Source organism: Actinomadura rubrobrunea NBRC 15275 (assembly GCF_001552235.1).
GTDB classification, from domain to species: Bacteria; Actinomycetota; Actinomycetes; order Streptosporangiales; family Streptosporangiaceae; genus Spirillospora; species Spirillospora viridilutea.
This window is the reverse complement of record NZ_BCQU01000153.1, coordinates 1-7,401: the sequence shown is the minus strand read 5'-3', so window position 1 is coordinate 7,401 and position 7,401 is coordinate 1. Positions and strand designations below refer to the sequence as shown.

Annotated in this window: 10 protein-coding genes; 5 read left to right on the top strand and 5 right to left on the bottom strand. The window is 75.5% G+C overall.

Annotated features, from left to right (window positions below; translation table 11 throughout):
- Together AR3_RS28030 and AR3_RS28025 are read right to left on the bottom strand one after the other, a co-directional pair.
- The coding region (locus AR3_RS28030; protein ID WP_217998799.1) for a hypothetical protein at window positions 1-444 on the bottom strand (444 nt) is incomplete at its 3' end.
- A 4-nt stretch (window positions 445-448) separates the two neighbouring features.
- On the bottom strand, window positions 449-1,273 hold the full coding sequence (locus tag AR3_RS28025; RefSeq protein ID WP_067918504.1) for an ABC transporter ATP-binding protein: 825 nt from the start codon (window positions 1,271-1,273) through the stop codon (window positions 449-451).
- Between the two features lie 174 nt (window positions 1,274-1,447).
- Between AR3_RS28025 and AR3_RS32835 the strand changes: the two genes are divergently transcribed.
- Window positions 1,448-1,636, top strand: a complete 189-nt coding sequence (locus AR3_RS32835; RefSeq protein WP_146150182.1) for a helix-turn-helix domain-containing protein — start codon at window positions 1,448-1,450, stop codon at window positions 1,634-1,636.
- Window positions 1,637-1,771: 135 nt separating this feature from the next.
- On the opposite strand, the gene AR3_RS28020 is transcribed toward AR3_RS32835, so the two are convergent.
- Window positions 1,772-2,569 (bottom strand): enoyl-CoA hydratase-related protein, encoded by a 798-nt coding sequence (locus AR3_RS28020; protein WP_067918507.1) that lies wholly within the window; start codon window positions 2,567-2,569, stop codon window positions 1,772-1,774.
- A gap of 232 nt (window positions 2,570-2,801) precedes the next feature.
- Between AR3_RS28020 and AR3_RS30080 the strand changes: the two genes are divergently transcribed.
- A complete protein-coding gene (locus AR3_RS30080; protein WP_083952185.1) occupies window positions 2,802-2,969 on the top strand; it encodes a DUF3117 domain-containing protein in 168 nt (55 codons plus the stop codon).
- 300 nt (window positions 2,970-3,269) lie between these two features.
- Entirely contained in the window at window positions 3,270-4,763 is a 1,494-nt protein-coding gene (locus AR3_RS28015; protein ID WP_067918502.1) for a leucyl aminopeptidase, read from the top strand.
- 54 nt (window positions 4,764-4,817) lie between these two features.
- On the opposite strand, the gene AR3_RS28010 is transcribed toward AR3_RS28015, so the two are convergent.
- Window positions 4,818-5,450, bottom strand: coding sequence for a hypothetical protein (locus AR3_RS28010; RefSeq protein WP_067918501.1), 633 nt, complete (start codon window positions 5,448-5,450; stop codon window positions 4,818-4,820).
- A complete protein-coding gene (locus AR3_RS28005; RefSeq protein WP_083952183.1) occupies window positions 5,447-6,049 on the bottom strand; it encodes an O-methyltransferase in 603 nt (200 codons plus the stop codon). Before AR3_RS28005 ends, AR3_RS28010 begins: the two co-directional genes overlap by 4 nt.
- Before the next feature lie 253 nt (window positions 6,050-6,302).
- Here AR3_RS28005 and sigE point away from each other — a divergent pair, with 253 nt between their 5' ends.
- Both sigE and AR3_RS27995 read left to right on the top strand, forming a co-directional pair.
- Window positions 6,303-7,043 (top strand): RNA polymerase sigma factor SigE, encoded by a 741-nt coding sequence (gene sigE, locus AR3_RS28000; RefSeq protein WP_227022963.1) that lies wholly within the window; start codon window positions 6,303-6,305, stop codon window positions 7,041-7,043.
- Window positions 7,044-7,097: 54 nt separating this feature from the next.
- The coding region (locus AR3_RS27995) for an anti-sigma factor family protein (protein ID WP_169803911.1) at window positions 7,098-7,401 on the top strand (304 nt) is incomplete at its 3' end.

Sequence of the window (7,401 nt, the reverse complement as noted above, 5' to 3'; positions counted from 1 at the left end):
TGTGATCGCGACCTCGCCGTCCGCGGCGGGCGCCCGCCCCGATTCCAGCCGGTAGGGGCTCAGCCGGGCGTCGGACACCCACGGGCGCAGCAGCGTGCGCCCCCCGGCCGGGGCGACGATCGGCTCGCCGTCGGGACGGGCGGCCGTCACCGGCACCAGGGCGTCCCCGACGGCGGCGGCCACGCCGGGACGGGACGCGACCCGGTCCAGCCGCACCCGGCCGTCCGGCGGCGCGTAGGGGTCGTCGGGGTCGACGGTGCCGCCCTGCACGAGGACGTCGGCCCGGAAGTACTCGCTGGCGTCGCTGCCGGACACCGCCTCCTGCGCGCGCAGCGCGAACTGCAGCGAGCCCGCGATCAGCGCGATGGAGCCGAGCGCGGCCAGCATGGTGGCGACCAGCCGGACCCAGCCCTCGGCGAACGAACGCCGCGCGATCAGCCACACCGCGTCAGCCCTCCATCCGGCGCATGCGGGCGTGCACGGCGTCGATGGTCGGGGCGGCCAGCTCGTCGACGATCGTCCCGTCGGCCAGGAACAGCACGCGGTCGGCGTGCGCGGCGGCCACCGGGTCGTGCGTCACCATGACCACCGTCTGCCGGTAGGAGTCGACGGCGGAGCGCAGGAAACCCAGCACCTCGGCGCCGGACCGGGAGTCCAGGTTGCCGGTCGGCTCGTCGGCGAACAGCACGTCCGGGCGGGTCAGCAGCGCCCGCGCCACGGCCACCCGCTGCTGCTGCCCGCCCGACATCTCGGCGGGCCGGTGGCGCAGCCGCCCGCGCAGGCCGAGGGCGTCCACGATCGTGTCGAACCACTCCTGGTCGACCCACTCCTGGTCGACGCCGTCCCCGCGCCGTCCCCACGCCCCGCCCGCGCGCCGGGCGCGGCGGCCCGCGAGCCGCGCGGTCAGCCGGATGTTCTCCTCGGCGGTCAGCATCGGCAGCAGGTTGAACGACTGGAACACAAAGCCCATCCGTTCGCGCCGCAGCCGGGTCAGCCGGGTCCGCGACAGCGCGGTGATGTCGACGCCGCCGATCACGACCGTGCCGGAGGTGACGGTGTCCAGCCCGGCCAGGCAGTGCAGGAACGTCGACTTGCCCGACCCGGACGGACCCATGATCGCGGTGAACTGGCCGCGGGCGAACGCCGCGGACACGCCGCGCAGCGCGGTCACCGCGCCGTCGCCCGTCCCGTAGGTCTTGACCACGTTCGTGGCGATCGCGGCCAGATCGCCGCGGACGTGCTCGGCGGTGGGCGGGGCGATGGGGGAGGACATGCCGTCAAGCCAACCGCCCCGGGCCGGCGCCGCACACTGGCGCGCGCCGGAGAATCCCGAGTGGGGACAGCCCCACCTCAGTGCGGTGGAGGCCCGGGGGTAGGGCCGGGTCTGCCCCCGAACGGCATCCAGACGCAGTGATCTCCGGCTTCCTTCGCGGTTGCCTGGTCTGCGGTGAAAGCGCAGATCGGGCGGCATGTGGAGGGTGAGGTGGTGCGGCGGCTGCCGGCCCGCCGCCGCGAGCGCTCCCCGCTGGACCGGCTCACCGAGCGCGAACGCCAGGTGCCGGCGCTGATGGCCGAGGGCCGGTCCAACGGGGCCATCGCCCGCGCCCCGGTCGTCAGCGAGGCCGCGATGGTCTAGCACGTGGGCTCCGTCTTCGCCGAGCCCGACCTGCACCAGACGCCCGACGACCACCGCCGGGTGCCGACCGTGCTCACCCACCTCCGCGGCGCGGGCCCGCGCCTGACCCGCGGCCCTCCGCGCGACCGGGCGCCGCTAACGCCCCTCGAAGACGGGCTTTTCCTTCTTCAGGAACGCCTCCGTGGCGTTGCGGTGGTCGGCCGTCTCCGCCAGCCGCTCCTGCAGCTCGGCCTCCTTCTCCAGGCTGGCCGCCAGGTCGTGGGAGGCCGCGTGGTCCAACGCCGACCGGACGGCCGCGTAGGCGACGGTCGGCCCGGCGGCCAGACGGCGCGCCAGCTCCATCGAGGCGGACGCCAGCTCGTCGGTCGGAACGACCCGTCCGACCAGCCCCAGCTCCAGCGCCTGCGGCGCCTTCACCGGCTCGCCGAGCAGCAGCAGCTCGGCGGCCTTGGCGCGGCCCACCAGGCGCTGCAGCGTCCACGACATGCCGGTGTCGGGCCCCAGCCCGATGCCGGTGAACGCCGTCACGAACGTCGCCTTCTCCGACGCGACGACCAGGTCGCAGGCCCACGCCAGCCCCGCCCCGGCGCCGGCGGCCACCCCGTTCACCGCCGCCACCGTCGGCTTGGGCAGCTCGGTCAGCGCCCGCACGATCGGGTTGTAGTGGCGGCGGACGGTGTCGTCCAAACCCCGGCCCGCGGCGAGGTTGTCGGCGTGCTCCCGCAGGTCCTGGCCGGCGCAGAACGCCCGGCCCGCCCCGGTCAGCAGCACCGCCCGCGCCTCGCCGTCCGCGGCGGCCCGTTCCAACGTCGCGCGCAGCGCCTCCTTCATCTCGACCGTCAGCGAGTTCATCGCCTCCGGCCGGTTCAGCGTGATCGTGGCCACCCCGTCGGCGACCTCGTACAGCACGGTCTGCGAGACCTCAGACACCATCGTCCTCGCCTTCTTCATCTGGGCTGTTCAGGCAACGATCGACGACCGGAGTCGCCGCAGGCAAGAGCCCCGGCGCGCCCGGCGTCCGGCCTCCGGTCGCTGATCGTTACCACTTCGCGCCCCGAACACGGGATAATGGACCACTACTGATGACGCGGATGCGACAGGCGGCCACGCGGCCAACGGTGCCCGGAGGCCCCCACGCGGCCCTAGGCAGGAAGGGGATGCACGCATGGCGGCGATGAAGCCGCGGACGGGAGACGGTCCGCTTGAAGTGACCAAGGAGGGACGCGGCATCGTCATGCGGGTCCCGCTGGAAGGCGGGGGACGCCTCGTCGTCGAGCTGTCCGCCGACGAGGCCAAGGAACTCGGCGAGGCCCTCAAGCAGGTCGTCGGCTGACGGCCTGAGCCGAACCTTCCCTCCCAGGGGCGGCCACCCGGAACCCCGTGGCCGGCGGAGCGTGCCCGGTGAGCGGGGCCCGCTGTCGCCGCGGCCCGCGGTGTTCCCCAGGGGGCGGCTCCCGGGAATCCCCGTATGACGTGCCGATCCCGGTACGTTCGGTATGTGCGGTGGCGGTCCCCGGCGTCACGCCGGGGACCCGCGCCGCCCCGGGCATCGGGCCGACCGGCCGCCTGACGGCCGCGCGGCCCGTGTCGCGCAGCGAGCAGACGAGCAGGCAGGGACAGGGGGACCAGCGGCATGCCCATCCAGACCCGGGTCCGCGAGGCGGGCGGACGGCCGGTCGAGGCGGTGGCGCCGCTGGGCGCCGATGCGGTGGCCCTGCCGGTGCGGCCCGGTCCGACCGCGCCCGCCGACGCCCTGCCCGAGCTGCCGTTCCCGGTCGAGGAGCTGCTGGCCCTGCACCGCGCCAAGGGCGAGCCCGGCGAGATCGTCGCCGCGCCGGTGCGGCTGGACGGCCGGCTGTGCGAGCTGCTGCTCTACGGCGTCGGGGAGGCCGCGCCCGCCGATCTGCGCAAGGCGGGCGCCGCGCTGACCCGGCGCGGCCGGGGCCGCGACACGCTCGTCGCGGGCCTGCCCGAGGCCTCCTCGGACGGGCTGGCCGCCTTCGTCGAGGGCGCCCTGCTCGCCGCGTACGAGTTCACGATCCGCTCCGGCGACGACGAGGACGCCGGAGCCGGCAAGGGCAAGCGTCCGCCGGGCACGCTGGCGCTGGCCGTCGAGGGCGCCGACGCGTGGGCCGCGGTCCGCCGCGGCGAGGCCCTCGCCCGCGCCGCCGCGCGCGCCCGCGACCTGGCCAACCAGCCGTCCACCGACAAGGGGCCGTCCTGGCTGGCCGGCCGCGCCGCCGACATCGCCGCCGAGGCGGGCCTGGAGCTGCGCGTGCTCGGCGAGAAGGAGCTGGCCGAGCGCGGCTTCGGCGGGCTGCTGGCCGTCGGCGGGGGCTCGCCCCGCCCGCCGCGGCTGATCGAGCTGTCCTACCGGCCCGAGGACGCCGACGGACGCCACGTGGTGCTGGTCGGCAAGGGCATCGCGTTCGACAGCGGCGGCCTGTCGCTCAAGCCCAACGACAACATGAAGACCATGAAGACCGACATGGCGGGCGGCGGCGCCGTCATGGCGGTCATGGGGGCGCTGCGCGGCCTCGGCGTGCGCTCCCGGGTGACCGGGCTGGTCGCGGCGGCCGAGAACATGCCGTCCGGGTCGGCCATGCGCCCCGGCGACGTGATCACCCACTACGGCGGCCGGACCTCCGAGGTGCTCAACACCGACGCCGAGGGACGGCTCGTCCTGGCCGACGCGCTCGCCTACGCCGCGGCCGAGCTGGACCCCGACGTGATCGTGGACGTGGCCACCCTCACCGGCGCCGCCAAGGTGGCGCTGGGGCTGCGGCACGGCGCCCTGTACGCCACCGACGACGACCTGGCCGACGCGCTGCTCGCCGCCGGGCGGGCCGCGGGCGAGCCGCTGTGGCGCATGCCGCTGATCGACGAGTACCGGCCCGGCATCGACTCCGACGTCGCCGACGTGGCCAACATCGAGCGCCGCGGCTTCGGCGGCGGCTCCATCATGGCGGCGCTGTTCCTGCGCGAGTTCGCGGGCGGGCGGCGCTGGGCCCACCTCGACGTCGCCGGTCCCGCGCGGGCGACCGGCGAGGACGCCGAGATCACCAAGGGCGCCACCGGTTTCGGCACCCGCCTGCTGCTCACCTGGCTCGGCGCGGCGTCCGGCTGAGGCGTCCGGCCGAGACGTTCGGCTGAGGCGTCCGCCTGAGCGGACGCCGCGGGATCACCGCCGGCGCCGGTCGATCACCGGGATCGGACGGCGGCTGCGGACGGCCGACACGACCTCTTTGAGAGACGCGTCCCACGACGGCTCCACGGGGAAGCACCACGCGGCCGCCTCCCCGGCCCCCGGCAGCGCCGCCGTCGCGGGCGCGTCCGGCAGCGTCAGCGCGACCAGCAGCGACCGCCGCGCCGTACGGGCAGCCTCGGCCAGCTCCGCCGACGGCAGGAACACCAGGTAGTCCTGTTCGCCCCGGCGGGTGCCCGCGACCCCGCGGCGCAGCGCGCACATCGCCGCCACCCGCTGCCACGGCAGCACCCGGTCGGCCCGGCGCGGCAGCGGCCAGCGCGCCGGACGCCGCACGCCCGTCTCGTCGATCTCCAGGACGGGGCGGCGCCCCAGCAGGACGCCCACCGCCCGCAGCAGACCGGCGCCGAACAGGACCAGCCCCAGCACGCCCAAGACGACGAACAGCACGGCCCCGAACCCGGCGCGGCCCGCCAGACCGCCGACGACGAACCCCGCCGAGGCGGCCACCAGCAGCGCCAGCGCGACCGCCTGCCCGGCGGCCCGCGGCGTGGGCCGCGTCCGGACGCGGAAGGCCTCCGTCGGGCGACCCTCCGCCGGCGGACTCATCCGCGCTTCACGGCGCACAGCAGGCCGTCGCCGACCGGCAGCAGCAGCGGCACCAGCCGCTCGTCGTCGCGGATCATCCGGTGCACCTCGCGGATCGCCTGCGTCTCGGGATCGCGCCGGCTCCGGTCGGCCACCCGGTGGTGCCACAGCGCGTTGTCGAAGGCCAGCACCCCGCCCGGGCGCAGCAGGCGCAGCGCCGCCGTCAGGTACTCGGGGTACTCGTGCTTGAGCGCGTCGCAGAACACCATGTCGTAGGCGCCGTCGGTGAGCCGCGGCAGCACCTCCAGCGCCCGCCCGACGATCATCCGGGTGCGGGAGGCGCCCAGCCCGGCCTCGGCGAAGGCGAGCTTGGCCAGCCGCTGGTGCTCCGGCTCGACGTCCACGCTGGTCAGCACCGCGTCCTTGCGCATGCCGCGCAGCAGCCAGATGCCGGAGACCCCGCAGCCGGTGCCGATCTCCACCACCGTCCGGGCGTCGATCACCGCGGCCAGGAACCGCAGGGCCGCCCCGCCGGCCGGGCCGATGGGGGTCGCCCCCACCTCCTCGCCCCGCCGTCGCGCGTTCACCAGCGCCTCGTCTTCGGGGAGGTACTCCTCCACATAGGCCAGGGTGGCCTGAATGGCGTCGATGGCTGCCTCCTCGCGGGACCCCCGCCTGGCTCATGCTGGCCGGACGCTATCGGTGCAGGGGACGGCCCCCGCATCCCCGGGAACAGACTTTATCGCTGACCGGGAACCAAACGCCGTTTCAGCACGTTGTAGAAGTCGTCGGTCCAGTACCACCCCAGCCCAGGGTCGACCGTGTCGTTCCAAAGCGAGAGCGTTGGCCACCAGAGAGGAACAACCCAGCACCATGGGAGTGGCAGCACTGACTTTTAAGGGCGCTGTGGGGGTCGGCCCCCGCAAGGGGTTCGGGACCACGGCGGCCGCGCGCAACCGCGAGAACGCGCCGGAGGCCGAATGGGCGCCTCCTTCCTGGGACGAGGTGGTGCGCGCGCATTCCGGACGGGTGTACCGGCTCGCCTACCGGCTGACCGGGAACCAGCACGACGCCGAGGACCTCACCCAGGAGGTCTTCGTCCGGGTGTTCCGCTCGCTGTCGAACTACACGCCTGGAACCTTCGAGGGCTGGCTGCACCGCATCACCACCAACCTGTTCCTCGACATGGCGCGGCGCCGCCAGCGCATCCGCTTCGAGGGACTGGCCGACGACGCCGCCGAGCGCCTGCAGGGCCGCGAGCCGACGCCCGCGCAGGCCTACGACGACCGCAACTTCGACGCCGACATCCAGGCCGCGCTCGACGCCCTGGCGCCCGAGTACCGGGCCGCCGTGGTGCTGTGCGACATCGAAGGCCTGTCGTACGAGGAGATCTCCGCGACCTTGGGTGTCAAACTGGGAACCGTGCGCAGCCGCATCCATCGGGGGAGGGCGCAGCTGCGCGCCGCGCTGGAGCACCGCGCGCCGCAGCGCCGCGGCGCCGCGGAGGGCGACCGGCGCGACGACGACCTGGTCGCGGCGGTGCCCGCCGCGGCGCCGGCCACGGGGGACGCGTCGATCCGCACCGGCGAGCCCGCGCGGCCGGAGGGCGCTTGAGGTTTCGCCGCGCGCGTCGCCGCGCGCGGCCGACGTGATCGACGAGGGAGCCGCGTGAGCTGTCTGGGGGAGCGTCTGACCGCGTTGGTCGACGGTGAGCTGGGTCACGACGAGCGCGACCGCGCGCTGGCCCACCTCGCGGGGTGCGCGCGGTGCCGGGCCGAGGCCGACGCCCTGCGGCGGCTCAAGAGCCGGCTGCGCGGGCTGTCGGATCTGCCGGCCTCCGCCGACGCCGACGACCTCCCGACGGGCGACTTCGTGGCCCGCCTGAAGGAGCTGGGCCGCCCGCGGCACGACGAGCCCGGCCCCGATGATCTTCCTCCGCCGTCGTCGCGTCCGCCGGCGGGCGCGACGCCCG

What these genes read in the sequence shown, in the direction of transcription:
- AR3_RS28025 (WP_067918504.1), bottom strand. Translation starts at nt 1,273, where the DNA reads ATGTCCTCCCCCATCGCCCCGCCCACCGCCGAGCACGTCCGCGGCGAT.
- AR3_RS28020 (WP_067918507.1), bottom strand. Translation starts at nt 2,569, where the DNA reads ATGGTGTCTGAGGTCTCGCAGACCGTGCTGTACGAGGTCGCCGACGGG.
- AR3_RS30080 (WP_083952185.1), top strand. Translation starts at nt 2,802, where the DNA reads ATGGCGGCGATGAAGCCGCGGACGGGAGACGGTCCGCTTGAAGTGACC.
- AR3_RS28015 (WP_067918502.1), top strand. Translation starts at nt 3,270, where the DNA reads ATGCCCATCCAGACCCGGGTCCGCGAGGCGGGCGGACGGCCGGTCGAG.
- AR3_RS28010 (WP_067918501.1), bottom strand. Translation starts at nt 5,450, where the DNA reads ATGAGTCCGCCGGCGGAGGGTCGCCCGACGGAGGCCTTCCGCGTCCGG.
- sigE (WP_227022963.1), top strand. Translation starts at nt 6,303, where the DNA reads ATGGGAGTGGCAGCACTGACTTTTAAGGGCGCTGTGGGGGTCGGCCCC.